The 26260-nt window shown below is 61.4% G+C and carries 22 protein-coding genes and 4 pseudogenes; 17 read left to right on the top strand and 9 right to left on the bottom strand.

All coding sequences use genetic code 11. The features are described from left to right. Positions 1–207 precede the first annotated feature (207 nt). Both ACR9YP_RS12320 and ACR9YP_RS12325 read left to right on the top strand, forming a co-directional pair. Positions 208–778 (top strand): annotated as a pseudogene (locus ACR9YP_RS12320) (LabA-like NYN domain-containing protein). Positions 779–1101: 323 nt separating this feature from the next. Beyond that, the gene (locus ACR9YP_RS12325; RefSeq protein WP_438101782.1) at positions 1102–1305 is read left to right on the top strand and encodes a hypothetical protein; all 204 of its coding nucleotides are present in this window, start codon (positions 1102–1104) and stop codon (positions 1303–1305) included. A gap of 386 nt (positions 1306–1691) precedes the next feature. Here the strand turns inward: ACR9YP_RS12325 and ACR9YP_RS12330 are convergent, their stop codons facing one another. Then, entirely contained in the window at positions 1692–2144 is a 453-nt protein-coding gene (locus ACR9YP_RS12330) for a hypothetical protein (RefSeq protein WP_474219959.1), read from the bottom strand. Between the two features lie 510 nt (positions 2145–2654). Between ACR9YP_RS12330 and ACR9YP_RS12335 the strand changes: the two genes are divergently transcribed. After that, positions 2655–3788: a DUF2235 domain-containing protein gene (locus ACR9YP_RS12335; RefSeq protein WP_474219961.1), complete on the top strand. Its 1134-nt coding sequence runs from the start codon at positions 2655–2657 to the stop codon at positions 3786–3788. Positions 3789–3799: 11 nt separating this feature from the next. Here the strand turns inward: ACR9YP_RS12335 and ACR9YP_RS12340 are convergent, their stop codons facing one another. The 6 genes and pseudogenes from ACR9YP_RS12340 to ACR9YP_RS12365 form a co-directional block, all read right to left on the bottom strand. Next, complete coding sequence (locus ACR9YP_RS12340; RefSeq protein WP_474219962.1) at positions 3800–4693, bottom strand: S1/P1 nuclease; 894 nt, start codon at positions 4691–4693, stop codon at positions 3800–3802. A gap of 55 nt (positions 4694–4748) precedes the next feature. Then, positions 4749–5924, bottom strand: a complete 1176-nt coding sequence (locus ACR9YP_RS12345) for a hypothetical protein (RefSeq protein ID WP_474219964.1) — start codon at positions 5922–5924, stop codon at positions 4749–4751. An 88-nt stretch (positions 5925–6012) separates the two neighbouring features. Then, complete coding sequence (locus ACR9YP_RS12350; RefSeq protein WP_474219965.1) at positions 6013–7896, bottom strand: phospholipase D-like domain-containing protein; 1884 nt, start codon at positions 7894–7896, stop codon at positions 6013–6015. 295 nt (positions 7897–8191) lie between these two features. Next, complete coding sequence (locus ACR9YP_RS12355) at positions 8192–8500, bottom strand: hypothetical protein (RefSeq protein WP_474219967.1); 309 nt, start codon at positions 8498–8500, stop codon at positions 8192–8194. Positions 8501–8522: 22 nt separating this feature from the next. Further along, positions 8523–8708 (bottom strand): annotated as a pseudogene (locus tag ACR9YP_RS12360) (hypothetical protein); the annotation flags it as partial. A 126-nt stretch (positions 8709–8834) separates the two neighbouring features. After that, positions 8835–9153: pseudogene (locus ACR9YP_RS12365) on the bottom strand (integration host factor subunit beta). 544 nt (positions 9154–9697) lie between these two features. Between ACR9YP_RS12365 and ACR9YP_RS12370 the strand changes: the two are divergent. The 14 genes from ACR9YP_RS12370 to ACR9YP_RS12435 all read left to right on the top strand — a co-directional run bounded on the left by ACR9YP_RS12370 (position 9698) and on the right by ACR9YP_RS12435 (position 22376). After that, complete coding sequence (locus tag ACR9YP_RS12370; RefSeq protein WP_474219969.1) at positions 9698–9970, top strand: hypothetical protein; 273 nt, start codon at positions 9698–9700, stop codon at positions 9968–9970. A gap of 164 nt (positions 9971–10134) precedes the next feature. Continuing rightward, complete coding sequence (locus ACR9YP_RS12375; protein WP_474219970.1) at positions 10135–11085, top strand: aliphatic sulfonate ABC transporter substrate-binding protein; 951 nt, start codon at positions 10135–10137, stop codon at positions 11083–11085. A 38-nt stretch (positions 11086–11123) separates the two neighbouring features. Further along, positions 11124–12077 (top strand): sulfonate ABC transporter substrate-binding protein, encoded by a 954-nt coding sequence (locus ACR9YP_RS12380; protein ID WP_474219971.1) that lies wholly within the window; start codon positions 11124–11126, stop codon positions 12075–12077. Further along, positions 12074–13252 carry an FMNH2-dependent alkanesulfonate monooxygenase gene (gene ssuD, locus ACR9YP_RS12385; protein ID WP_474219972.1) on the top strand — a complete coding sequence of 393 codons (1179 nt, stop codon included), beginning with the start codon at positions 12074–12076 and terminating at the stop codon, positions 13250–13252. Before ACR9YP_RS12380 ends, ssuD begins: the two co-directional genes overlap by 4 nt. Next, positions 13249–14055, top strand: a complete 807-nt coding sequence (ssuC, locus tag ACR9YP_RS12390) for an aliphatic sulfonate ABC transporter permease SsuC (protein WP_474219974.1) — start codon at positions 13249–13251, stop codon at positions 14053–14055. The genes ssuD and ssuC overlap by 4 nt, the downstream gene beginning before the upstream one ends. Before the next feature lie 7 nt (positions 14056–14062). Then, positions 14063–14899, top strand: a complete 837-nt coding sequence (locus tag ACR9YP_RS12395; RefSeq protein WP_474219975.1) for an ATP-binding cassette domain-containing protein — start codon at positions 14063–14065, stop codon at positions 14897–14899. A 32-nt stretch (positions 14900–14931) separates the two neighbouring features. Beyond that, positions 14932–15513 carry a flavin reductase family protein gene (locus ACR9YP_RS12400; RefSeq protein ID WP_474219976.1) on the top strand — a complete coding sequence of 194 codons (582 nt, stop codon included), beginning with the start codon at positions 14932–14934 and terminating at the stop codon, positions 15511–15513. A gap of 272 nt (positions 15514–15785) precedes the next feature. After that, on the top strand, positions 15786–15986 hold the full coding sequence (locus ACR9YP_RS12405) for a hypothetical protein (RefSeq protein ID WP_474219977.1): 201 nt from the start codon (positions 15786–15788) through the stop codon (positions 15984–15986). A gap of 265 nt (positions 15987–16251) precedes the next feature. After that, entirely contained in the window at positions 16252–17352 is a 1101-nt protein-coding gene (locus tag ACR9YP_RS12410; protein WP_474219978.1) for an ABC transporter substrate-binding protein, read from the top strand. Beyond that, positions 17330–18352 carry an ABC transporter permease gene (locus tag ACR9YP_RS12415; RefSeq protein WP_474219979.1) on the top strand — a complete coding sequence of 341 codons (1023 nt, stop codon included), beginning with the start codon at positions 17330–17332 and terminating at the stop codon, positions 18350–18352. Before ACR9YP_RS12410 ends, ACR9YP_RS12415 begins: the two co-directional genes overlap by 23 nt. Beyond that, positions 18346–19143: an ABC transporter ATP-binding protein gene (locus ACR9YP_RS12420; protein WP_474219980.1), complete on the top strand. Its 798-nt coding sequence runs from the start codon at positions 18346–18348 to the stop codon at positions 19141–19143. Before ACR9YP_RS12415 ends, ACR9YP_RS12420 begins: the two co-directional genes overlap by 7 nt. After that, complete coding sequence (locus tag ACR9YP_RS12425; RefSeq protein ID WP_474219981.1) at positions 19137–20309, top strand: acyl-CoA dehydrogenase family protein; 1173 nt, start codon at positions 19137–19139, stop codon at positions 20307–20309. The genes ACR9YP_RS12420 and ACR9YP_RS12425 overlap by 7 nt, the downstream gene beginning before the upstream one ends. Positions 20310–20337: 28 nt before the next feature. Continuing rightward, positions 20338–21438, top strand: coding sequence for an LLM class flavin-dependent oxidoreductase (locus tag ACR9YP_RS12430; RefSeq protein WP_474219982.1), 1101 nt, complete (start codon positions 20338–20340; stop codon positions 21436–21438). After that, on the top strand, positions 21435–22376 hold the full coding sequence (locus ACR9YP_RS12435; RefSeq protein WP_474219983.1) for an ABC transporter substrate-binding protein: 942 nt from the start codon (positions 21435–21437) through the stop codon (positions 22374–22376). Before ACR9YP_RS12430 ends, ACR9YP_RS12435 begins: the two co-directional genes overlap by 4 nt. A 686-nt stretch (positions 22377–23062) precedes the next feature. On the opposite strand, the pseudogene ACR9YP_RS12440 reads toward ACR9YP_RS12435, so the two are convergent. Together ACR9YP_RS12440 and ltrA are read right to left on the bottom strand one after the other, a co-directional pair. Next, positions 23063–24332, bottom strand: a pseudogene (locus ACR9YP_RS12440) (IS1182 family transposase); the annotation flags it as partial. Between the two features lie 296 nt (positions 24333–24628). Beyond that, positions 24629–26017 (bottom strand): group II intron reverse transcriptase/maturase, encoded by a 1389-nt coding sequence (ltrA, locus tag ACR9YP_RS12445; RefSeq protein WP_474219984.1) that lies wholly within the window; start codon positions 26015–26017, stop codon positions 24629–24631. Positions 26018–26260: the final 243 nt, after the last annotated feature.

Raw genomic sequence — 26260 nt, forward strand, 5'->3', positions numbered from 1 at the left:
CTGCTCTACGTTATTCTGTTGCTTATTCTTGCGTCTCTGATGATTGCTGCATGGCAGACTGCAGGATGACCGAAACCGATCGCCGCGAGTTGCTGGAGGCTTGATCGAGCGCTGTCGTGGCGGACGAATCGGGTTCGGGCCGGCAGCAGTGGCCGCTGCGTCGTAATCAGTTCATTGCCTAGATCAAATTTTGAGGCTCGTGCTCGAATGTCCTCCCCGAACAAGGTCGCGCTATTCATCGACGGCGCCAATCTCCATGCAACCGCCAAGACACTCAGCTTCGACATCGACTACAAGCGCCTGCTCAAGGAATTTCAGAGCCGTGGCAATCTGGTGCGCGCCATTTATTACACCGCCATCATCGAAGGCTACACCGTGGTCACCAAGGCAACGAAAGAGTTCATCGACGCCTCGGGCCGCCGCAAGGGTCAAGGGCAACATGGACATCGAACTCGCGGTCGATGCCATGGAGCTTGCCGAGCACATCGACCAGATGGTGCTGTTCTCCGGCGACGGTGACTTCCGCTCGCTGATGGAGGTGGCGCAGCGCCGCGGCGTGCGGGTGACCGTGGTCTCGACCCTTTCAAGTCAACAGCCGATGATCGCGGACGAGTTGCGACGTCAGGCTGACGTCTTTACCGATTTGGCGGAGCTGCAGTCGAAGGTTGGCCGCGATCCGTTGGAACGATCGACGTCGCGCGATCGCGAGCCGCGTCTCAATCCCCGGCAAGTCCCGCTGCGCGACAATGGTTCCAGGGACACGGTTTCGAGCGATTAAACGGTATTCAAAATACATCGTACGCAGTCGCCCACTGCTCTTGTCGATCGGCTTATTTCAATATCTCTTTTCATAATGCGATTTGGAGAGGTCCCGTGCGGGATTACAGAATGTCAGACGACCTCGTTGAGGTTTTGCGCATGGCGCATCTTGGTCGTTCGGCGGACTTGGGAGTGTGGTTCAAGCGATACTTGCAGAAGTGTGGTCAAGGCCAGAGGAAGCGAGCCTGGAATTTTCGCCGTAGACTGACATCGCCAATTGCACCGCCACGGCGTCGCGCCTTCTAACATTCGCCTTCCTTTATCCGTACTGGAGACTATTGGATGAACGAGAATTTGGCCGCCCTTGCAAAAGGCTCCTCACTGCGGCGCAGCGAAGCTCAAAGTGATATTGAAAGCCTAAAGCTGATCGTGCTCTTCGCGGGATTCGGATTATTGCTGTCGCTGGCCGTCATGATCTGCTGGCCAGAGCTTGGCGTTGAGATAGCTCAGTCACTCTGGATGCTGGATTGGGGCGTGTCCTCATAACTCAGTCGGGACACGGCGGATCAGAGTGCGAGACCGTTGGTCCTAGCAGCGGCGCAAGAGCGGACCGCGCCGGAGGCCTGAGGCTGGCCGGCCGCGGAAATGGAGCTGGCCCAACGCAAGCTGGATTAATTTGAGCTCTTCCTGATCGCATCGATCAAAGCGGCCCCGAGGTCGCGCGGCGTATAGAGCTATGCGCCGAGTTGGCGTGCACTCGTCCTGCTCTGATGCCGGAACAGCCGAAAAACGGGATCAACAAGACCAGCCGAAGTTTTGACGGTGATTTTACATTTCCTTCGTGGCGGCGCGGCCTCCTTTCGCGGGGATTATCACTCCGGATCCGCTGCGACGGTATGTTGTTCCAAATTTCAGCAAGTTCACGACGAGCCTTACTCTAAAGCCACCGCGCGCAATCGGCTCGTGACATCCTGTACGCGCGGCATATCCCACATATTGTCGCGAAGTAGAAAGCGGTGGCTGTTGGTCCGCTCCACAAAGGTCGCGCCAGCAAGAACAATTGAATGAGGAATAAGGCCTGCCTTCAGAATTGAATAGTCTTCCGAGAACAGCAGTCCAGCAAGGAAATCGAATCGTTCGCCCTTCATTTCCCGAATCGCGGAGAGCTGACGGGACTTGCTGTGCCGCGTTAGACGGCGCCCCTTGATCTGGTAGCGCGTTCCGTCAGTTCCCTCAGCGTCGACGCTGGACTCCGAGTTTCCAAATCGCTTCCAGCCAAACGCACGACAAAACAGGTATTCAGCCAAATCGCCGGTTGGATTGTTTGAGCTGCGAACAATACCGCGCCGCCGCAACTCTTCGGCTATATCCGCATGCAGTTTCAACAGTTCAACGCAGAAAGCGACTCAAGATCCATGATGCCACTCCCCTGTGGAGTAAAGTCGGGTTAAAGACACCCTCTGAAAGATGCCAGTACTGTCGTTGTCGGGAGATGACCGGATTAGGTCGGTAAATTCCGAACTGGTTGGTAAATTCCGGACTGAGAACCCGAGGGCAACGGCGGTATGAAGGAGCTACGAAAGCGGTGGGGAGAACCCGTTAGCCGAGCGGCGCGATTTTCCCGGACGTCGTCAGGAAAATACTCTCCAGCGGCGGTGCGGCGAGCGCCATCGCGCTCTATCGCGGCCCTAATTGTTACGCAACCGTCGCGGTAGTCCGGGGGGCCAGATGCAAAAATTTAGCATGCGATCCACATGTAGTGGCAGGAAAATAACTTTGTCATACATTTTGCGCTAAAATCGTGCAGCCCTATGTAGAACGGCTGTGTTCGACGCCGTCTGCCTTCGCGAGGTGGGGCGCCGGAAGTTGAGGAAATGCCGATCTCGGGGGCGGATATGAAGCGTCTGGCGATCTTTCTGGACGGTACCTGGAATACGCTGAACAACAACACGAACGTGTGGCGGCTGAAGTCGCTCACGGCGGAGACTGTCGATCAGCGCGTCTACTACAGTCAAGGCGTGGGCACCCAGCGGGGTGAGGCCGCGCACGGCGGCGTCACGGGCTGGGGCATCGATAACGAAATCATCGAAGCGTATACTTGGCTGATCCAAAACTTCGATGACGGCGATGAGATATTCATCTTCGGGTTCAGCCGTGGTGCATACACGGCGCGCAGCCTGTCGGGACTGATTTGCAAGTGCGGCGTCCTCAAGCTTGGTGCGCCGCTGTCGATCGAGCAACTCTACGCCCGGTATCGCATCTACGACGCGCCGACGATCAGATCGCTGTCGGCGAAGCCGTTGCCGCAACACGCATCCATCGAGGAGCAGTGGCTGACCAAGTATTCGCGCCCGACCAAGGTAAAGTTCGTCGGGGTGTGGGACACCGTCGGCTCGCTCGGACTCCCCTTGGCAAGCGCCGCGGGCAAGGTCCGCAAGTACCGGTTTCTCGACACGCATCTGCGGCTCGACAACGAATATGCCTTCCACGCGCTCGCGCTGGACGAACACCGCAAGAACTTCGAGCCGACCTTCTGGACCAGGACCGATAGGGTCGGTCACGAAGGAGCGGCCGAGCGACGGATCGACAGCGTGGAGCAGCGCTGGTTCGTCGGAGCGCACGCGAACGTCGGAGGCGGATACGCGAGCGACCCGCTGGCGCAGCGGCCCCTGATGTGGCTGATGGACAAGGCCGCCGGCCTCGGGCTCATCTTCCGTGACCGGGTCGCGATCGACGTCTCGCAGGTCGCGCCGCCCGTTACGGATTCCTACCGCGAGTTTGCGTGGGGCCTCTACCGCTTCATCAGCCGCCCCTTCTATCGGCCGGTCGGCCTGGCGCCGGAGAAGGGAACGCAGGCCACGACGTCGCGCATCAACGAGACCATCGACGGCTCGGTGTTCGAGCGCTGGCGCGCGGACGCGGCCTACCGTCCGCCGAACCTCGTCGCGTGGGCGAAGGAGAAGAGCGTCGATCCCACCAAATTCAACAACACGGTCCGGGCGACCGACCCTAACGTCGGCGTGCCCTGATGCTCGACGTCCTATGGCCTTCGTAGCGCCTGATTGAGGATCATAGCTAGGCGGACGCCGGCCCTGCTGAGCTGCAGCACAGCATCATTCGTCGCCGTGGTGACGTAGTCGTCGCTCAACCGAAAACTTCCACGCTGGTTGGGCGCGGGAAGTTCGCCATAGGTGTCAGCTTTAGAAATCGCGAACGCCTCCTTGGCCCAGTCCCTGGGGCCGCCAGATTGCCACTGCGCCTGCTGCGCGTTGGTGATGTGCCCAATCAGATCCGAAGCGATCGTGCGGGCGTCCGGCCCCAGCTGGTCGACAAACTCGGTGTCCCAGAAGTGATGGAGATTACCCGCGCTCAAGCCGGCGGCCGAGACCCGCTTGTCGTTGCCTCCTCGGTCGTGATCGTCTGAGCTGTGCAACGGCTGATGCACGTCGCCAACGAAATGAAGCAGGAACTTCAGAGCGACCACGCGTTCTTCCGCGTCCGTGGCGGGATCGGTGAGTTCGGCTGCAAATTGCTGAATTTTGTCGACGACACAATCATCCTTCGGCCCCTCGGAGGCCGGCTTTCCGTTCGGTAGCGCCGGGTGATTGAAGCATGCCTGGTCGAGATTAGGTCCTGTGATCTCAATGTCCACGAAGTGCCACTGCCGCGTACGCTCGCGGGAATTGTCGATGTTGGCATCGCGGTATTTGTCGGCCCAGGTCGCGGCGGAAGCAATATCGTGGGCGGTCAACGGATCGGTATCGGCCGCAAGCAAGGCATTGACGCGCTTGCGGACATCAGGCTCCAGAAACGATTGGGCCACTAGGGCAACCACCTGATGGCCCTCATCGCCCCATGCATACGCGCTGTTGACGTGAGCGCAGCTCAACATCGCACCGCACGCCAAGACTGCCAGATTGAAAGCCGTTCGCATATATGAGCTCCTTCAGATGAATGATTGAAAAGATGGCTTCGGTTTCGACCCGCGCTTAAGGAAAAGGCTGACGCAACGCGTTCTGCACTTCGGCCAGGCGGACGAAGATCGGATCGGACTCAAGTGCGTTGATCGCGGCCTGGACCAGTTCGACCGGCATGTTGATGGCCTGGGCCAACGCCTTCAGTGCGTCAGCCGAGGAGGCGATGCCCACGAAATCGAGGCTCCCGCATATCCCCGTCTGCCGCAGTTTCGCGAAATGCTCGTCCCGCATGACGCGGTAGAGCTGAGCCTGCGAGATCCAGTTGATGATCAGAAGAAGCTCATAGGGAAGTCGCAGCCAAAGGATAAAAGGGTTCTGACAGGCGAGGACCTCCGCATTGGTGACGTAGAGTTCGGAAAGACGGTCGATCTTGTCCCTATCAAGGCCCAGGATCATCAACAGCGAGGAGTTGCTCGGCAGCGTCTCTATCTTGGGATCCGGCTGATCGCTGAGGACGCTCACCGCCTGCGAAGCACGGCGTACGATCGATGTGATGAAAATGTCGGGTACGAATCCGATTGCGAATGAAAGCAGGATCACCGAAACATTCGCACCATACTCGGGTGCGATGTGACGGATCACGCCTGCAATGAAACAGGCGGCCAACATGCGCGCCGCGTAATAGTAAAACGAGATCGGGTAGATGTCGTTGTTGTTGATGCGATCAAGGAGGCGCCAGTTCGTATAGATGTAGGCGCCGATGAAGCCGAAACAGCCAGCCACGAACGTGCCGCGCTGATAGCTCGCAACATTCTCCGTATCCTTGGGATCGAGCACGCTGAAGCCGCCGAGAACGACGTTCGGCAGCGTGAAGTATTCCGGCTTGAAATACACAGCGTTGGTCATGAGCCAGCAGAAGATGATGACGAATGCGAATGTCAGCATTGGCACGGCGTAATATTTATCGAGCGTCGCCGGATTGATGGACTGAAGCGTTCCATAAGCGATCTTGAAGAACGCCGTTCCGGAAACGGTCCTGTCGTTCAGCGTGTCGAGTTTGGCCAACTGCCGCTCAACGAAATTGTCTGGACATAGCAGATCAGCAGCGGCAGGGCCGTAAGCATCATGGAAAGCACGACCAGAACGAGCGGCGCCAGATACAATTGGCGGTTCGCAAGCGCGACGTAGGCAAGCAGGCCGCCGCCGCCAACAATGGCGGCAAGAAGAATCGAAATAAGGCGTCGCCACATCGTGGTGATCTCAAAAGAGGTGTCAAATATGAATGACGGCGCACGCCGCCGAAGTGAAAAAATAAGATTACATCAGCCTCGAACGTCTAATCTCCCTTGAGGAAATACTGCGTGATGTCACCCTTGGTCCCGTTGACGTAGCGGTCGAGCCAGCGGTCGTTCAGGTCAATATGCCCCGAGAAGACGGGCTTGCCCTCGAGCTTGTTCTTCGCCTGCCAGGCGCGATAGCGGTAGTGGTCGTAAACGTCCAGCACATGCACCGCATAGGCTTGCGCCAACCGCTTGTCGCCGCGGATGATGAGCATGTTCTCATCGTTTTCGTAGGACGCCTTGTAACCGAGGTTGTGGCTTCCCGTGACCACGGTGCAGTTGTCGGATAGCGGATCGATCACGACGATCTTGTCGTGGACGATGGCCGTCCCCAGCTTGAGAATCTCAGCTTCGAAATCGCCAAGCGCCGTGCCGGCCCCGAGATTGCTTGCCCGCACGATGTGGGTATGGCGCTCGTCGTAGACATAGGGCTTACGCGCCGCGGCCTCTTCGGGCGTTTCGTCGTCCTCCTCGCCATCCTCGGCCTCTTTGGCCTGATAGCCTGGCATCGCCGTGGGGTCGCTGATGGCGCCCACCACCAGCAGATCGGGCCTGGTCTCACCGGCCTGTCGCGCCGTTTCGATGATGCTGTAGAGGCCGCCACGTGCCGGCAAGAAGGCAAGGAAGAAGATGGCCTGCTCGGCGTCCTGCATCAGTTTGAACAGCGCATCGAGGTCTGGTGGCGCCTTCTTGATGTTGCGCGTCTTGGCCTTGGTGTTCGGCGAAAACCATAGTTGAGCGGCCGATGAAGCCAGGTTTGCGGCGACGGCCGTCTGGTCCTCCCGGCGTAAATCGTCGCCTTGGACGTTCTTGCCTCCCGGCGCCGAGGGAGGGTCGGGATCCTCGATCTCGTCGTCGTGCAGACGTTGCCAGTAGGCACGATAACCTTCGGCAATCGCGGCGTCCTCGATAATGATCGAATTGTTGGTCTGCCCGGACAGCCCCAGCGAAGTCCAATTGGTGCTGCCGGTCATGACGGCCTTGGCGTCTCCGTGCTTGTCCAGATAGACCGCAAACTTGTTGTGACCGATATGCCGGTTGTTGAAGAGCCGGTTCTGGACCTCGACCCTGGCAGCCTTGAGGGTGGCGCGTGCCGGTGAATTGCGCTTGTCCCAATCGCCTGTTTCGCGGTCGGCGCTCGAGTTCGAAAGAATGATCCTGACGATCGACTTATTGCGAATGAGCAGATCAATCAATTCGGAATCGTCCAGCTCATAGAGCGCGAGCAGCACCTGGCCACCCTCGTCAAGCGCGCGATCGATCATGCTCTTGAGAAACGCGATGAGATCGCCTGACAGATACTCCCGTATCGTGCTGTGCTGATCCTGCACCTCGGCGATCAGGACATCCTTGTTGAAGGCCTTGTTCTGCTCCTCGATCGCATGGCGCAGCCACTGGCCGGCAATGATCCCATTGTTGAAGGCCGCCTTCACGTCCCCGTAGTCGGACGTAACGACAATCTCATTGGTCTCGACGGCCGGACCAAGATAACCAAGGGAAATCACGGGCCCATCATAGGTCTTTTTCTGCCGCACCGGCACCGGGTCTAGACCGTCCGCCATTCGCCCGACTGGGCGGATCTCGTACTTGACGCGCACATTGTCGGGACGCCGCTCGGCCCGGTCCCGTCGTTTCCGCAGGGTCAGGTCGCGCCAGTTGGTCTTCTGAACGGGCCAGACCCCTGTATCCTGCTCCTTCCAGCCGTGATTGTGCTGGCCTTCAAATGGCACCCAGGCCGACAGAGCGCGGCGTTCACCGGTCTCGGGATAAATCCGGACGATATCGAAACCTAGGCAGCCGGGGAGCATCTCGTCGACGTCCCAGGCGATGAAGGCGACCTCATTGTTGCAATAGGCAACCGCGCGCGTGATTCTACCCATCAGCCCCTCCTGCCAGTTCGCGAGATGATCATCGCGCCGATATATGACAATCTAAAGATGAGCATATAAAAATCGTCTTGCTGCCGAAACGCAGCGAGATATCTCATTGGAATGGTCAGCGCACGGCGACGAGGCTTACGCTGTTTGTCTTCGGCAGGCTGTCTTTGGACGTTGCCATGACAATTGCCTGCGATACCAGATCGAGAACCTGGAGCGAGCGGGCCCCCTCAACCGTGTCGAGCTGCGGCCGTGGTATACCAAGGGAGGGCGCGAAGCTTTGTTAGATTAACGGCTCCTACGCCCAGTTGTGCAGTGGTGGGTTCTTGCCGTTCAGCAGGTAATTGCCAATGAGATGATATTTCCATCGGACAGGATCGTGCAGCGTGTGTGTCCGCGCATTCCGCCAATGGCGATCGAAATTGAAGCTCGTGCGCGCGCTGCTCGCTCCGCCAAACTCGAATAGCTTCGGGGAGGCAAACAACGCCACGTCGTTGGCCAGCACCTTGGCTTCGGCAACCGCCACCGAGGCGCGCGCAACGTCTCGCTTCGGAAGGGTTGACGCGGACGCCATCCAGGATCCGGGCGGCACGCTCAACCATCCCATTTGCCGAGTGCACCCGGATCTGGGGGTCGCCGAGCGCCGCAATCGTATGTGGATCGTCCTGCGCGCGCTCGATGCCACTGTCGATCCAGGGGCGCGAGGCCGATCGTGCAAGGCTTACGACCTCCGCAAAGGAGGCTCGTGCGATCCCCAGGTCGATCGCGGCATGCAGGAGCTGGGCGAGGGACCGCCCAAGCCCGGCTTTAAGAATTTGTGGCGTTCAATGACGTAAGTTGGATTGATCTTGACATTGTCGGCGATGACCGTGCCACTTGCCCGGCTGCATGAACAACATTAACGTTGCTTCTTAACCACACTGGGTGCTCGCCCCGGCCACTTAGACCGCCTTGGACACCAAAGTGATCGTCTCCGCTTTCCCGTCGCCGTTCAAGCGTTCGTGCATTTCCTTGCTTGCCTTGAAAAGCGGAAAGCGCTTCTTATCGACTTGCACAAGCTCGCCCGTTCGCGGATTTTTGCTCATGCGAGCCCGCCGTTGCTTGCTAGAAAAGACTCCGAAGCCACGAAGCTCAACCCGATCTCCACGCGCCAGCGCAGCCACGATCGCGCCGAGAATTGCCCCCACGATTTTGTCGACATCGCGCTGAAAGGTGCGGATTGCGGGCCGAGATACGCTCAACGAGTTCTGACTTGATCATAGACGCTCGCATCAACCTATTCGCGATCGGGCATCTCTTCGAAAGCATTATCGCCTGTCAAGTCGCAACAGATGCCATGACGACCAGAACCCGCCAACTGGAGGGCGGCGTGAGGGTGGAATTCGTCATCGCCAGGTAGCGCTACCATTCCTATCAGCGTGCGCCTGCGACTATTTCCCTGGGACTGTGCTTATCTTGCCCGAACGTGAACGACGGTGTTGCGCTGACGCTCCAAGCTTCGATGTTGATCTAGGAAGCCCTTGACCACGTGTGTTCCACTCTGCGCCATCGGGCCGCCACGCCCACCCTGCGTGAACAAGCTTCCGCCCGCTTGACGACGTGGCGATGTCACGCTGCTTCGAATCGGGCCATTTGCGCGGAGATAGTAGAAGTGCGCGCCAACGTTCAGCCCTTCGCTGCTCTCGCTCATGAAAAGCGCGGAGTGGGAAGCATCGCGTCGCGAAGCGAAAGCTAAGTCGAGGCCTCCTTTCTGGATCCAATCGAGATGAACGGCGGCACCGAAGCGTGCAAGGATTCGGTTTGAATGTCCTTGTGCGGTCGCCGTTTGCGCGAAACGGTAAATTATGAGCAGGCGAAATCCAAATTCTTTGAAAGCTTCAAGACGAGCTTGGCAAGCTCATGCGCAAAACGTCTTGGTCCGGAAACAAATCAATTGCCGCCATTGTCCTCGCGAGAAAATTATTCAACGGACAATGCGCTAGGCTTCACACCACGCAGCGCTGCTGCAGTCATGGTCATGCAAGGTGCTGACTCTCTTGTACGTTCAACAATCTTCTTCGTCTCTGGTGACCGGTAAGAATAAACCCCCGGCCATCTCACCATCGAAACGAATGGCGCGCGATTGACCTGTGCGACAGCAGCTGCATTGCTATTTTTCCTGGTTACTCGACACTTCGCACAAGTCACACCATCATTCCTGCATCGCAATGACCTTGCGGCCATGAGCATGCGGTATTGGTGATGAGGCGTCGTGAGTTTATCAAATTTTCTGTTGGAACAGCAGTCGCCGCTTCAATTGCGCCACGCGTCGTTGCGCAGGCCGAACTGAAGGAAGTTCGTATCGGCTACCAGAAGAATGGCGTGCTAGTCATCACGCGTCAGCAAGCGGCATTGGAAGAACATTTCGCTCCACGAGGCATCGATGTGAAATGGGTCGAGTTCTCCTCCGGCCCGCCGATGATGGAGGCGATGAATGTCGGCAGCGTCGACTACGGCGCGGTCGGCGATTCCCCGCCCGTGTTCGCGCAAGCCGCAGGCGCCGCGATCGTCTATGCCGCCGGCCAGCCCATCACCATCGGCCAGGGCATTCTGGTGCCCAAGGAATCGCCGATCCGTTCGATCGCCGAGCTGAAGGGCAAGCGCATCGGCTTCACCAAAGGCTCGAGCGCCCACAACATCGTGGTGCAGACGCTGGAAAAGACCGGCCTCACCTATGCCGACATCACTCCGGTCTACCTGACGCCGCCGGACGCCGGCCCGGCCTTCGCCAATCGAAGCATCGACGCCTGGGCGATCTGGGATCCTTATTTTGCGATTGGCGAGGCCAAGCAGAACGGGCACATCCTGATCAACGCGCGCGACGTCACCAAGACCAATTCCTTCTACATCGCCAACCGCGAGTTTGCGAAGAACCACGGCCTCATCCTGCAGCAGATCGTCGATGTGACGACCGCGGCGGGTAAATGGGCGGAGCAGCATCGCGACGAGGTCGCCAAATCGCTCGCCGCGATCACCGGCGTCCCATTGGACATTCAGACCGTTGCGGCCAATCGCGCGAACTTCGTGGTCGGCCCGGTCACCGACGACATCATCGCGACCCAGCAGGGCGTCGCTGACTGTTTCCACAGGCTCGGCCTGATTCCGAAGCCGATTGCGATCCGCGACATCGTCTGGCGCAACCCGGCGACCTGATCGTGCCGACCAGCCTTCCCATCTAAAAGGGTTTGAACATGAGGCGTATCATTCAACGCGTGATCGCAGCCATCGTGCTGTCGATCGGCATCGTCGCCGCCGCCGTCGGCACCTCCTATGGTCAGGACAAGGTGGTCCGCATCGGCTACCAGAAATACGGCAAGCTGGTGCTGCTCAAGAGCAAGGGCACGCTGGAGCCGAAGCTCGCTGCCGCCGGCTACAAGGTGGTGTGGACCGAATTCCGGTCGGGCCCGCCGCTGCTCGAGGCGCTCAATGTCGGCGCGATCGATTTCGGCAACACCGGCGAAGCCCCGCCGATCTTTGCGCAGGCCGCCGGCGCGCCGATCCAGTATGTCGCCTATGAGCCGCCGGCGCCGAAGGGCGAGGCGATCCTGGTGCCGAAGGACAGCCCGCTCAAATCGGTCGCCGAGCTCAAGGGCAAGAAGGTCGCGCTCAACAAGGGCTCCAACGTCCACTACCTCCTGGTCAAGGCGCTGGAGAAGGCGGGCGTGAAGTATTCCGAGATCGAGCCGGTGTTCCTGGCGCCGGCCGACGCGCGCGCCGCCTTCGAGCGCGGCGCGGTCGATGCCTGGGTGATCTGGGATCCGTTCCAGGCCGCGGCGGAGGCGGCCACGGGCGCGCGCACGCTCGCCGACGGCACCGGCATCGTCGCCAATTACCAGTTCTATTTCTCCTCCAGGAAATTTCTCGAAGCCAATCCGAAGATCGTCGACGCCGTGCTCGCCGAGCTCAGCACTGTCGACGATTGGGCCAAGGGCGACATCCATGCGGTGGCCGAGCAGCTGGCGCCATCGATCGGTCTGTCGGTCCCCGTGGTCGAGGTCGCGTTGAAGCGGCAGTCCTACGGCATCAAGCCGATCACGGATGCCGTCATCGCCGACCAGCAGCAGGTCGCCGACGCGTTTTTCGCGCTGGGTCTGATCCCGAAGGCACTCAAGATTTCCGACGTGGCGCGCAAACCAGGAACATGAGCAGCAAGATGAGCAAGCAAGCGAACGCCAACATCCTCTGGTTCCTGCCGACCCACGGCGACGGCCGTTATCTCGGCACCGGCATCGGCGGCCGCGAGGTCAATTTCAACTATCTGCGCCAGATCGCACAGGCCGCCGATCAGCTCGGCTATTTCGGCGTGCTGCTGCCGACCGGGCGGTCTTGCGAGGATTCCTGGATCGTTGCCTCCAGCGTCGCGCCATTCACCGAGCGGCTGCGCTATCTGGTCGCCGTCCGCCCCGGCCTGCAATCGCCGAGCGTGGCGGCGCGCATGACGGCGACGCTCGATCGCATCTCGAACGGCCGCCTTCTCGTCAATGTCGTCACCGGCGGTGATCCCGTCGAGAACAAGGGCGACGGCATCTTCCTCGGCCATGACGAGCGCTACGAGGTCACCCGCGAGTTCCTCAACGTCTATAGCGACCTGCTCGCCGGCAAGACCGTCAACGTCGAGGGCAAGCATATCCACATCGAGGGTGGCCAGCTGCTGTTTCCTCCCGTGCAGTCGCCGCGCCCACCGCTCTATTTCGGCGGCTCCTCGGATGCCGGCATCGACGTCGCCGTCGACACCGTCGACAAATACCTCACCTGGGGTGAGCCGCCGGCGCTGGTGGCCGAGAAGATCGCGAAGGTGAGGGATGTCGCCGCCGCGCGCGGGCGAAAACTCTCCTTCGGCATCCGCCTTCACGTGATCGTCCGCGAGACCAATGAAGCGGCCTGGCGCGCCGCGAGCGAGCTGATCAAGCATGTCAGCGACGACACCATCGCGCTGGCGCAGAAGAATTTTGCCCGCATGGACTCCGTCGGTCAGCAGCGCATGGCGCAGCTCCATGGCGGCACGCGCGACCAGCTCGAGATCGCGCCGAACCTGTGGGCCGGTGTCGGCCTCGTGCGCGGCGGCGCCGGCACCGCGCTGGTCGGCGACGCCCAGACCGTGGCGGCGCGCATCAGGGAGTATCAGGATCTCGGCATCGATACCTTCATCATGTCGGGCTATCCGCATCTGGAGGAGGCCTATCGCTTCGCCGAGCTGGTGTTCCCGCTGCTCTCGCTGGAGCAACCCTCAAACGTGACGAAGCTGCACTTCAACGGCGGTCCTTTCGGCGAAACGGTCGGCAGCGATTTCCGTCCGCAGCACCGGGTGTCGCAGTCATGAGCCTGATCGACAGCATTCCGTTCCCGCGCAGCATTCGTTTGCCGCGCGTCGACGACCTGGTCCAGTGGATCGTGCCGCTCGCCATCATCGCGATCTGGCAGGTCGCGAGCGTCACCGGCTTCGTGCCGACCCGGGTGCTGCCGGCGCCGAGCGACGTCGTGCTCGCAGGCTGGAAACTGCTGCTCTCCGGCGAGCTCGTCCGCAACATCTGGGTGTCGTTCTGGCGTGCCTCGATCGGCTTCCTGATCGGTGGCAGCATCGGTTTCGCGTTCGGGCTCGCCAACGGCCTGTCGCAGCTCTCGGCAAAGCTGACCGACACCACGCTCCAGATGGTGCGCAACGTGCCGCATCTGGCGCTGATCCCGCTGGTCATCCTGTGGTTCGGCATCGATGAGAGCGCAAAGCTGTTCTTGGTGGCGCTGGGCGTGTTCTTTCCGATCTATCTCAACACGCTGCACGGCATCCGCACGGTCGATCCGCAGCTGATCGAGATGGGCCGCATCTACGGCATGACCGATGGCGAATTGTTTCGCCGGGTGATCTTCCCGGGCGCGTTGCCCTCGATCTTCGTCGGCATCCGCTTCGCGCTCGGCATCATGTGGCTGACGCTGATCGTCGCCGAGACCATCGCGGCCTCGTCGGGCCTCGGCTACATGGCGATGCAGGCGCGCGAGTTCATGCTGATCGACGTCGTCGTGCTCTCGATCCTGATCTACGCCCTGCTCGGCAAGCTCGCCGACAGTGCCTCCCGCGTGCTGGAGCGCTTGACGCTCTCCTGGCATCCCGCCTATTGGAAACGTTGAGAGTGACATGCAGACAGCCGTTCGTAGCTCCCTTCCGGAAACCGAGCTCGTCAGCCGCGCCAATTTCGTCCCACAGGCCCGTGTGGTCCGCGAGGAGCGGCCGGCGCAGGCCAGTGGCCTTCCGCTCAGCATCCGCGGCTTGCGAAAGTCGTTCGGTGACAACGAGGTGCTGCGCGGCATCGATTTGCACATCCCCGCCGGCCAGTTCATCGCTATCGTCGGCAAGAGCGGCTGCGGCAAGAGTACGCTGCTGCGGCTGATCGCCGGCCTCGACAAGATCGATGCCGGTGCCATCAGCTTTGGCGAGGTGGCGCGGCCCGAGGATGTCAGGGTGATGTTCCAGGAGCCGCGGCTGTTGCCTTGGGTGCGCGTATTGTCCAATGTCGAGGTTGGGCTCGGCCGCGACCGCGCCTCTCCTGATGCGCATCCGCGTGCCGAGCACGCGCTGACCGAGGTTGGGCTCGCCGACAAGCGCGACCAGTGGCCCTCGGTCCTGTCGGGCGGCCAGAAGCAGCGCGTGGCGCTGGCGCGCGCGCTCGTCAGCCAACCCCGCGTGCTCGCCTTCGACGAGCCGCTCGGCGCGCTCGACGCCCTAACCCGCATCTCGATGCAGCGGCTCCTGGAGCGCGTCTGGCGCGACCAGGGTTTTACGGCAATCCTGGTGACGCATGACGTCGCGGAAGCCGTTGCGCTCGGCGATCGCGTGCTCGTGATCGAGGAGGGTCGTATCGCGCATGATGTCACTGTCAATGCGCTGCGGCCGCGCGAGCGCGGCTCGGCCGAGTTCGCGGGCCTCGAAGGCTCGATCCTGCGACACCTTCTCTCGGCAGACGATCGTACCTAGATAACGGGGGCCCTACCTTCGGGGAGCATGCCATGAACGTGATTGCCCGCCATATCATGACCGACACCACTATCTCCTCGGCCGATTTCCGCGGCGCCATGCGCCACCTCACCGGTGGCGTCAGCGTCATCACGGCCGGCTGCGGCAGGGACATCACCGGCATGACTGTGACTTCGGTAACGTCGCTGTCGGTCGATCCGCCGACGCTGCTCGTCAGCGTCAACCGCGACGCCTCGTCTTTCCCGCTGATCAAGCGTCACGGCGCCTTCGGCGTGAACATCCTCAACGCCGACCAGCTCGATATCGCCGAGCACTTTGCCGGTAAGGGAGGCCTGAAGGGCGCCGATCGCTTTGCGGGCAGCGACTGGGTGACGGCGGTCTCCGGCGTTCCGCTGCTGGCGGGCGCGTTGGCTGCACTCGATTGCGAGGTGGAAGAGATCATCGAGCGTCACTCGCATGGCATCGTCATCGGGCAGGTGCGCGGCGTCCGGAGTTCAACCCGCGGTGCGGGCCTGGCGTATTGGCATTCTCAGTACGTAACGATCGACCACGAAGAGGATGCTATCAGATTAGCTGAGGTCAGCGTGCCCCAGCGAGGTCGATCTACCCCTTGAACGTGAAGCTGTCGCATTCGCCGTTGCACACATCGGACGTTCCGCGCCGAACGATTGAACAGAAACTTGAGTGAGCGATCGATAGCCCGTTCTACCTGAATTGTCGAAGAGCGCATGAGATTGGTGTCGCAGAGGATCGAGCGTGACGCGAGCGAATGGATCGCTGGCCGCTGGTTCTCTGCGGCCACGGGCGGCTGTTGCTCCCGCTGAGCACCTTTTAAGCAGAAAGCGAGAAATAAGCGGGAGCGCCGAATTCCGGCGAACGAGCAGCCATGCCCGAAGCTTACATCATTGAGGTCAACGATCGGACTGCCGGCATCATCACACGAGATAGAGGCGGTTTTCGATTCTTCTCCTCGGAGCGCCTGTTCGACCGCCTGGAAGGTCGCCAGTTTCGATCGGCGCGCGATGCGGAGCGCGCCGCACGTGTCTTGCTCTCTCCCGAATCGGCGAAGCGCATCAATGAGAAGTGATCGAAAGATCAAGCCGGGGCTAACACAAAAACCGATTGGTTGTTCGTCGGCATCAGCATGGAGAGAATGCCTTCGCTCTGCGGCACATTCGAAATTCCATTTCATTGACGATGCGACGATCGCGCCGCATGATTTGCGCATCATATCCACGTGGCGAGCGATCGCCGCATCGCAGGATCTTCTTACAACGCAGCTCCCAATGGATTGCGCAGCGCGAAAAGTTGCGTGTGCGGCGGAGTTGTGGCCAGCGCAGGAAACGAGGCTGATGAGCAATGACGATAAACGCTGCGGTCCGGGGCTCGACCGGCGCCGTCTTATCCAGGCGGGCCTGGCCGCGGCGTTCGCGGCACCGCTCAGCGGATTGGGAGCACAGGCGTTTGGGCCGCGCGGGATCGCGCCGGGAATCGACTTCTCGGAATTCCCGCTGTGCCGGACCGTCTCCGACGTACCTGCCTTCACCGGTGCGCCGCGCAAGCTGAAACTGTCGTGGAATGCCGGCGCGGTGTGCCTCGCGCCGCTGCCCGTCGCCATCGAGCACGGCTTCTTTCAGAAGCAGAATCTCGACGTCGAACTCGTCAACTATTCCGGCTCGACCGATCAACTGCTCGAGACGATCGCGACCGGAAAGAGCGATGCCGGCCTCGGCATGGCGCTGCGCTGGCTTAAGCCGCTGGAGCAGGGCTTTGACGTCAAGATCGCCGCCGGCACCCATGGCGGTTGCATGCGCGTGCTGACGCGCGCCGACTCCAATATGAGCAAGCTCGCCGATCTCAAAGGCAAGATCGTTGCCGTCGGCGATCTCGCCGGGCCCGACAAGAATTTCTTCTCGATCCAGCTCGCAAAGCTCGGCATCGACCCGGTCAAGGATGTCGACTGGCGCGCCTATCCCGGCAATCTCCTCAACGTCGCGGTGGAGAAGGGCGAGGTGCAGGCGTTCCTGTCGTCGGACCCGCTGGCCTATCTCTGGCTCAAGGACAGCCAGTACAAGGAGGTCGCCTCCAACCTCGACGGCGATTACCGCGACAAGAGCTGCTGCATTGTCGGCCTGCGCGGTTCGCTCGTGCGCGAGGAGCCGCAGGTCGCGCGTGCCATCACCCAGGCGCTGCTCGATGCCGCGATGTTCACCTCGCAGAATCCGGCGATCGCGGCCAAGTCGTTCCAGCCTTACGCGCCGAAGGCGGCAACGCTCGCCGATATCGAAGGCATGGTGCGCTATCACACCCACCACCATCATCCCGTCGGCGAAGTGCTGAAGCGCGAGCTGAAGGCCTATGCCGACAATCTGAGGAGCGTGCAGGTCTTCAAGCAGAGCACCGACACGGCCAAATTCGCGGAGCGCATCTATGTCGACGTTTTCGCTGTCTGACGGCCTCGCCTCTGGCGCGCCGCGCCGCTCGCGCGCGCCCTGGCTCGCGGCCTGGATCAAGGAATCCGGCGTCGGCGTCGTCGCCAGCGTCGCCTGGATCGCCTTCGGCCTGTCTTGCCTGTGGTGGGAGGATGTCGGCGACTGGTCGCGGACCCATTCGCTCGGGATTGCCGCCTGCGTCATCGCGGCGGTTGTCCTGTTCGGCACCGTCGGTGCAGACTATCTGGGGTCGGCAGGCCTCGCCTTGCGCAAACGCGCGCCCTGGCTCGTTGCGCTCGGCGCGGTCTTGACGGCATGGGAGCTGGCAACGGCGAAGTTCGCCTGGCTGCCGCTGCCGTTCTTTCCGCCGCCGCAGTCGATCATCGAGGTCTATACCGACGACCTGCCGAAGCTGCTCGACAGCGTGTTCGCTTCCGTCAGGCTCCAGCTCGGCGGCTATCTGATCGGTGCCACGGTCGGCTTCCTGACCGGCGTCTCGATCGGCTGGTCGCGCGCGGTCGGCTATTGGGTGCATCCGGTGATGCGCTTCATCGGGCCGCTGCCGGCAACGGCCTGGCTGCCGATCGCCTTCTTCACTTTTCCCTCGAGCTGGAGCGCCTCGACCTTCCTGATCGCGCTCGCGACCGGCTTCCCGGTCACGGTGCTGACCTGGTCGGGCGTCGCGAGCGTCAGCAACGCCTACTACGATGTCGCGCGCACGCTCGGCGCAAGGCCGTTGTTCCTGGTGCTGAAGGTGGCGATCCCCGCGGCGCTGCCGCATGTCTTCGTCGGCCTTTTCATGGGACTCGGTTCGTCCTTTGCCGTGCTCGTCGTCGCCGAGATGATCGGCGTCAAGGCCGGCTTGGGCTGGTACCTGCAATGGGCGCAGGGCTGGGCGGCCTACGCCAACATGTATGCGGCGCTGATCGTGATGTCGCTGCTCTGCTCCGGCGCGATCACGCTGCTGTTCGCGATCCGCGACCGCCTGCTGGTGTGGCAGAGGGGGACCGTGAAATGGTAGCCGCAGCTTTGGCCGAAGCCATCACGCCTCCTGCCACCGGCGCCGCACTCGATATCGAGCAGGTCAGCCACGTCTTCGACATCGACGGTGCCGAACTGCCGGTGCTTAGCGACGTCAGCATCGCGGTCGAGCCCGGCGAGTTCGTCGCGCTGCTCGGCCCCTCCGGCTGCGGCAAGTCGACCTTGCTGCGTCTGGTCGCCGGCCTCGACAAGCCCAAGGCCGGGACCTTGCGCGAGGACGAGAGCCGCATCAGAAGCCCGCATCCCTCGCGCGTCGTCGTGTTCCAGGATCCGACGCTGTTTCCCTGGCGGACGGTCTGGGACAATGTTGCGCTGGGGCTCGAGGCGCAAGGCCTCCTTAAGAGCGAGCGGGCGCGTGTCGATGCCGCGCTCGATCTCGTCGGCCTTGCCGCGTTCCGCAATGCGTATCCGCACCAGCTCTCCGGCGGCATGGCGCAGCGTGTCGCGCTCGCCCGCGCGCTGGTCAATGATCCCAAAATCCTGATCCTCGACGAGCCGCTCGGCAAGCTCGACTCGCTCACGCGCATCACCATGCAGGCCGAGCTCGTCGCGCTATGGCAGCGCAAGGGTTTTACCACGCTGCTGGTAACGCATGATGCAGAGGAGGCGCTGGTGCTGGCTAACCGCGTCATCGTCTTCAGCGAACGCCCCGTTCGCGTGAAAGCCGATATCCGGGTCGACCGACCCTATCCGCGCCATCGCGGGGATCCTTATCTTGTCGATCTGCGCCGTCAGATCCTCGGCCTTTTGGGGCTCGATGCCACATGGTGAGTTTTGCAGCCGGGGGCCGGGCGTCCCGGATCGAGTCCGACTACGTCGCGCGCGCCGAGGCGCTCGCTTTGGGCTTTGCCGCGCGCGCGGCCGAGCATGATCGCACCGCGAGCTTCCCGTTCGAGAATTTTCGCGAGCTCTCTGAGGCGGGCCTGTTGTCGCTGACGGTGCCGGCGACACTCGGCGGAGCGGGAGCCGGTGCGCGCTATGCCGCGCGCGTACTCGGCATCATCGGCAAAGCCGATCCGTCGACCGCGCTGGTGCTGTCGATGCACTACATCAATCACCTGGTGATGGCCCGCAGCCCGGCCTGGCCGGCCCGGTTGGCGCGCAAGCTTGCGCGCGAGACCGTGGAAGGCCTCGCCTTGATCAACGCGCTGCGGGTCGAGCCCGAGCTCGGCTCGCCCGCGCGCGGTGGCCTTCCCGCGACCGTCGCGCGGCGCACCGAGACCGGGTGGCGCTTGAGCGGCCGCAAGATCTATTCGACCGGCGCGCCGATCCTGAAATGGTACCTCGTGTGGGCCCGAACCGACGAAGCCGAGCCTAGAGTTGGTCAGTTTCTGGTGTCGGCGGGCTTGCCGGGCACGCGCATCGTCGAGACTTGGGATCATCTTGGCCTGCGCGCCTGCGGCAGCCACGACGTGGTCTTTGACGATGTCGTCTTCCCGCTCGATCATGAGATCGACGTGCGCAGACCTGCGGATTGGCGCGGGCTGGACGTCTCGCAAGCGGCAACCCACACAGTTTTCATCGCCGCGATCTATGACGGCATCGCGCGCGCCGCGCGCGACTGGCTGATCGATTTCGTCCGGCAACGCGTGCCTTCCAGCCTCGGCGCGCCGCTTGCGACCCTTGCGCGCGTGCAAGAGGTCGTCGGCGGCATCGAGGCGCGGCTCGCGGTGAATGCGCGACTGATCGACAGTTTCGCCGGCGACTTCGACGATAGGATCACGCTGTCGGCGGCCGAGTCCAACGCTATCAAGCTCACTGTCACCAACAACGCAATCTCTGCGATCGAGGACGCGCTCTCTCTCACCGGCAATCATGGTCTGACCCGTGCCAATCCGTTGGAGCGACACTATCGCGACGTCATGTGTGGACGCGTGCACACGCCACAGGACGATTCGACACGGATCGGCCTCGGCCGCACTGCCTTAGGGCTCTGAGTTTCTGTAAATTAGCAAGGAGACGAGCATGTCAGTCGAGTTCATCGGCTATATCGGCAACAACAATTCGTCGGAAACCATAGTTCGCGAGGGGGCAATCCTGAACCCGACCCATATCGAGACGGTCGCCAAAGCGCACGAAAATGCCGGATTCGATCGCGCCCTTCTGGCTTTCCACTCGACGACGCCCGACAGCCTTCAAATCGCCCAGCACGTATTGGGCGTAACCAACCGGCTCAATGTGCTGATCGCGCAGCGACCAGGCTTCACCGCCCCGACCTTGCTAGCGCGGCAGTTCGCAGTGCTCGATCAGCTCTCTCGCGGCCGGGTGGCGCTGCACGTCATCACCGGCGGCAATGCCGCCGAACTCCGTCAGGACGGCAATACGCTCGACGACAAGGACGAGCGCTATGCCCGCACCTCCGAATTCCTCGACATCGTCAAGCTGGAGTGGACCAGTGACAAGCCGTTCACCTACAGGGGCACGTACTACCAGGTCGAGAACGGGTTTTCCCAGGTGAAGCCCTATCACCCCGGAGGCATCCGCATCTATTTCGGGGGCGCCTCGGATGCGGCGATCGATGTGGCCGGCAAGCATGCCGATACGTTCGCGCTATGGGGCGAATCCTACGCCCAGGTGCGCGATGTTACATCGCGCGTCCATAATGCGGCGGTCAGGCAGGGGCGGCCGACGCCGCGCTTCAGCCTGTCGGTCCGGCCGATCATTGCGCCGACGGAAAAGCAGGCCTGGGAGAAGGCCGAGTCGATTCTGGCTCGCGCCAGCGCGCTGCAGGACAAGACCGGCTACCGCAAGCCGGCGGACGGTCATGCCACGGCCGGTGCGCGCCGTTTGCTCGCGCTTGCCGACCAGGGCAGCCGCATCGATAAGCGGCTATGGACCGAGATGGCCAAGCTCACCGGTGCCAACAGCAACACCACCGCGCTGGTCGGCACGGCCGAGCAGGTTGCCGAGGCCTTCGGCGACTATTACGACCTCGGCATCACCCATTTCCTGATCCGCGGCTTCGATCCCTTGATCGACACCATCGAATACGGCCGCGAGCTGATCCCGCTCACGCGCGAGCTCATCTCGAAGCGGCAGCTCGCACGAGGGGAGGCCGCGGCATGATCAGGCTAATGCTGGCCGGCGCGCTGCTGCTCGGTGCGATCGAGGCCGCGGCGGGACAAACCACCCTCCGCGTCGGAGACCAGAAGGGCAATGCCCAGGCTGTGATGGAAGCGGCAGGCGTTTTGAGGGACGTGCCCTATAGGATCGAGTGGAAGGAATTCGCAGCTGCAGCGCCGCTTCTGGAGGCGCTCAGCGCCGGTGCGATCGAGACGGGGCTCGTGGGTGACGCGCCTTTCACCTTCGCGGCGGCTGCCGGCGCGCCGGTCAAAGCAATTGCGGCAATCCGACAGACGGGGGAGGGCCTTGCGCTCCTCGTGCCAGAGAAATCTCCCATCAAGAGCTTTGATGATCTGCGCGGCAGGAAGATCGCCACCGGACGCGGCTCGATCGGCCACCAGCTAATCCTCGCCGCGCTGGAGAAAAATGGCTGGAAGGCGAATGACGTGCAGATCACGTTCCTCACGCCATCCGACGCCAAGATTGCCTATACACAAGGTTCGGTCGATGCGTGGTCGACGTGGGAGCCCTATGTCAGCCAGGAGGAGGTGCTGTTCAAATCGCGCCGCCTGATCACCGCGCAAGGATTGACGCCAGGTCTCAGCTTCCAGGTCGCCACTCCTGACTCCATACGCGACAAGCGGTCTGAACTGACCGACTTCATCCGTCGACTCGCGGCTGCGAGGGCGTGGTCGCTCACAAATCCCAACAGCTACGCCGAGACGTGGGGCAGGTTGATGAATATCCCAACTGTGGTGCCGCTGAATTGGCTGTCGCGGGCAAAAGTGCGCATTGCGCCAATCGACGATAGCGTGACGAGGGACGAGCAGAGCACGATCGACCTCTATTTCCGCTGGGGTCTTATCAAGCGAAAGCTTAGTGCCGATGAAATCGTCGATCGCTCCTTCTCAGACGCGATCTCTAAGGGCGCAGGTTTGTAAGTTAGTGAGCGTGCCAAGAACGGATTTGCGAGAGATTGGACTGACACTAGTGTGAAGCAGAGCTCGCACGTTGCGAGACAGCGACCTGGGGGGAAAAGTGATTTGCGGGCGAAAATTCGACCTCGCAGACAGCTGTTGGGATTATAGCGGAGCTTCCGGGCGCTTGTGCTTTGGGCGATTTCAGTCGGCTACTGTCTCGACACGCGCTTCCGCTCGCAGCAAAAGCAGCTTCATCCGTAGCGCGATTTCCTGAAGGAACGGCTTTTAGCGCTGCCTCCAGGCATTGTAGGCATTGTTGATTGTTTGCTGTACGTCCGGATAGGCCTCAACACAGATATCGCGGGTAAAATCCGGTCATTTTCACTGCGCCGTTGAGGGTACCCAAGTCGCTCGCGTAGTCGTCGGTTGAGTGTAGATACTCTTTAGAGCGATTGCGTCCAAAAGTTCTGATGCGGCTGGCGAGTAAGGCCTCATGCTACACACGACTAACCAAAGCTCGCATATAGCTCAGTGATCTCTCAGCCCACATTCGACTTGCGACCACATCCAACATCGTCCCATGTCGACTTCGCCGGAAGGAAGCCACCTCATGAGCAGCGACTCTCACTCTAAGAATCCGCCGAGGTGGGACTGGCCATTCTGGATGAAGGGCAGCATGCCCAATCCTCTGGATTTCTTTGCGGCGCCCCGGAATTCCGAAGCCGGTCGAGCCTGAGAATGCGTTTCATATGAGCAAACCGCATCTCGATCTTTTTGCGCTCGTGGCACGATTGCTCGAAGGCTTCCGTATGGCCAGCGCACGGACACGATCGCGCACATCTTCGTTGACGTCGCGGGTAATTTTGCGCACGACCGCCGTCGTGCATTTGGGCTTCAAGGCGCAGCCAGAGCAGTCGCTCTTGCTGGCCCTGTAGTAAACGATGTGACCTTGATCGATATTGCCGGTGCTGGTCAGTTCGGCGCCACTCGGGCAAACATAGACATTGCGCTTCTGGTCGAAGACGAAGTCGGCTCGGCTAAAGGTGCCATCGGGGCGTGCCGACTTGTCCCACACCGGAACGTGCGGCGTGATCTTGCGATCCACTAGCCATTTGAGCAGTCTGACCGCGCCGTAAGCCGTGTCGCCTGCAACCTTTTGGGGCGCAGATCGAAGCGACGCTCAACACGGTCCACCATGGTCTGGGTGAGAGCAATCTCAACCGCACGGTTCGCGCGCGTGCCTACCGCATCGAGGATGATCCCGGCCTTGTTGTCGATCAGATAGTTCGCGTGATAAGCAAAGAATGGATCCACGCCCGGCCTCGTAACCCATGTTGCTTGCGGATCGGTGAGCGAGACTTCCTTGGGAGGCTTGCGGCGACGGCTGCCTTCACTTGAACCGCCGCCGTCTTCATCACTGTCCTTATCGCTATTGGCGGCATCAAGCGCTGCGATGTACTCGCGACCCGCATGGGATGCTTCCTCCGGCTTTGGCCAGGTAATAGGCGGGTCGCCGGGACGTCGCCTAGTCTTGTTCACATCTGCCTTGATCAGGCTCGCATCGACTGAGAACGCTTCGGCTCTGACCAGCCCCGCCGAAATACACAGCGCCACTACACGCTCAAAAACCCGGCGTAAGGCATCGCTCTCATGGAAGCGTTCGCGCCGCGCCCGGCAGAACACCGAGTGATCAGGGATATGGTCCTCGATGCCGAGCTTGCAAAACCATCTTTAAGCCAGGTTGACCTGGACCTCGGCGCAGAGCCGACGCTCGGAACGAAGTGCAAATACGTAGCCCAAGATCAGCATCCGGATCATGAGCACCGGATCGTGCGAGTTTGGAGCGAGCTCGTTGTGCACCCAACTCAGGTCCAGCAAACCGTCGATTTGCCGTACCAGGTGATCAGCCGGCACCACCTTGTCGAGATCAAAGGAGTAAAAGAACTGGCCCTGACCGCTCTCCTGCCGCCCTAACATCCGCTGCTCCCGCAAATGCCGCCTCAAACCAACGGAATCGCGCTTCGCGAGTCGCCTCAACCGGAGTTTGGCAACACAATCGGCGGTAAACCGGACGCCGCGGTCTGCGTGCCTCGACCGCCGCTTGTGACCCTGGATCGCGGTAGGGATGCCCATTGCTGGACACCCCCCGCACAGAATCCGGACAAGCCCGATTCGAGCATCCGGCTCTTACCTCGGGTGTTTAACGGCGAAGCGCCGGTCGGGCCATGGATGAAGGATGCGCGGCGCGGGAAGCCAGTCGGCGACCAACTTCGTCATTCGCTCCCACGTGAAGCCGTCTTTCTTCTGCGCCGCCGAAGCGTGCGGCGCCAGAGGTCGGCCACGTAATGCCGGAACGCTGAGAGCGCCCGACTATTTGTGGGCACGGCATAATAGGCGAAGTGGCCTGTAACGACTTGCCTCAGCCAGTGTCCCTGAGACGGGATAGGCTGATGCATTCTTTGCCGCAGCTCTGCCTTGATTTCCTGCAGCTTCGCCCGCATGCGGTCGCGCCGGGTCTTCCGCTGTAGTTGGAAGGCACCCCGTCGAGATTTCCCGCAGATGAAGGTGAAGCCCAAGAACGCGAAGGTCTCCGGTCTACTGATGCCACGCTTCTTGCGCTCGACTGCCGCATGGCGTCCGAACTCAATCAAGCGGGTCTTGCCCGGATGGAGCGACAGCGAGAATGCCTCGAACCGCTCACGCAGTGCATCAAGGAATCGACGGGAGTCGTCCTCATGCTCGAAGCCTGCGACCAGATCATCTGCATAGCGCACGACGATCATGCCGCCGCGGGCCTCTTGCCGTCGCCAGCGATCGGCCCACAGGTCGAACACGTAGTGCAGGTAGATGTTGGCGAGGAGTGGTGAGATCACCGAACCTTGGCCAGTCCCACTGTCAGCTACGGATACGATCCCGTCTTCGAGGATGCCCGCCTTGAGCCATTTACGGATCAGACGGATGATGCGCTTGTCGCCGATGCGGTGCTCCAGGAAGCGGATCAACCAGTCATGGTTGACGCTGCCAAAGAAGTCCCGGATGTCGGCGTCAAGTATGTGGTTCACCTTCCGGCCGGTGACCGCCACCGCCAAGGCGTCCAGCGCATCGTGCGGCCCTCGTCCAGGTCGGAACCCGTACGAGAACCCGAGGAAATCCTCCTCGTAGATGGCGTTGAGCACCATGGCGCAAGCGCCCTGGACGATCTTGTCCTCCAGGGCCGCGATCGCCAGCGGCCGTTGTCGGCCATCCGCCTTCGGTATGTATGTCCGACGCGATGGATGAGGCCGATACGCTCCTCGGTGGACTCTTCCGTGGAGATCCTCGAGATTGCGCTCAAGGTTCACTTCGTAGTCCTGCCAGGTCACCCCATCGACTCCAGCGGCAGCTTTGCGTTTGAGCGCGTAGAATGCCACCTGGAGCGTGTCGACGTTGACCTGATGGAGAAGCGCGGTGAACCGCTCCTTCTTCCTTTGCCTTGCGGCTTGCCGTACGCGGCTCAGCGCCTGGGTCACGCGCGCCCGGGTCTGCGTCCGGTGCGTGCTTTGCTGATCCGCATTCCCCTTGGTCCCTGCCCTTTGCTCCGCCGCCTCCGCCGCCGGTGGCCCGGCTTTGTTCGGCGACTTCCCAGCTACTACGGCAGAGTCAGACTTCTCCGGATCGTGCATCGACGGCTACGGCTCCTCGCCTTCCCATCGCGGACCGTCTACCCAGAGGGGCTTTCGGCCAACCCGGAGACCTCCCGGTTCCCGTGCAGGGAGCGTGCGTGCATGCCAAGTTCTTCGACCACGCCGGGTTACCCAAGCGCTTGCGATGACGCTCTTGAGCATGTTGCCTTCCGCTACACAGACAGCGTCGGCACCCGGGATCACTTTTCTATCGCGGCTCAATGGTTGGCATGCACGTCCCCC

Source organism: Bradyrhizobium sp. BR14999, assembly GCF_056106085.1.